The organism is Pseudomonas sp. UBA3153, from assembly GCF_002364635.1.
GTDB classification, from domain to species: Bacteria; Pseudomonadota; Gammaproteobacteria; order Pseudomonadales; family Pseudomonadaceae; genus Pseudomonas_O; species Pseudomonas_O kuykendallii.
On record NZ_DEYR01000073.1, the window covers coordinates 1 to 723 of the forward strand.

At 72.5% G+C, this 723-nt stretch carries 2 protein-coding genes; both read left to right on the top strand.

Annotation, left to right across the window (positions count from 1 at the left end):
• Window positions 1–318, top strand: a 318-nt coding sequence (locus tag B2X67_RS16320; protein ID WP_286786128.1) for a DJ-1/PfpI family protein, incomplete at its 5' end; no start/stop codon positions are given.
• A gap of 92 nt (window positions 319–410) precedes the next feature.
• A partial coding sequence (locus B2X67_RS16325; protein WP_286786129.1) for an XdhC family protein occupies window positions 411–723 on the top strand: 313 nt, incomplete at its 3' end.

A 723-nucleotide genomic window follows, 5' to 3' on the forward strand; every position in this document is an offset into this window, starting at 1 on the left:
CTCGGCGCGCACCTGCCGCTGGCCGAGCGGGTCCGCCAGCAGGCCGCCGCCGGCCTCGAGTTCGCCGCGATCTGCGCGGCGCCGGCCCTTGCACTGCAACCCTTCGGCGTGCTCAAGGGGCGGCGGATGACCTGCTACCCCGCGTTCAGCGATCGGCTGTCCGGCTGCGTGTTCGTCGACCAGGCGGTGGTGGTCGACGGCAATCTGACCACGGCCCAGGGCCCGGCGGCGGTGCTGGAGTTCGCCCTGACCCTGGTCGAGCGCCTGGCCGGCAGGGCGGCGCGGCGCAAGGTCGGCGAGGCGATGCTGCTGCGCTGAGGCGCCCTGGTCGAACTCGCGTGCGCCCCGGCGGGTCAGTGAAGACAGGCCGGCGCTCCGATCGGTATCGAGTGAATGATGAGGCGAAACGAATGGATGGCGTCGATCTGACGGTACTGAGGCGCGCCCGCGACTGGCTCCGCGAAGGCCATGACGTGGTGCTCTACAGCGTGGTGGAAACCTGGGGCAGCGCGCCGCGCCCGGTGGGGTCGCTGCTCGCCCTGCGCGGCGACGGACGGGTCGAGGGTTCGGTGTCCGGCGGCTGCATCGAGGACGACCTGCTGGCGCGCCTACCGCTGCGGGTCGACGAACAGGCGCGCTGCGCGCTGATCACCTATGGCGTGACGAAGGAGGAGTCGGCGCGTTTCGGCCTGCCCTGCGGCGGCACCCTGCGGCTGGTCCAGG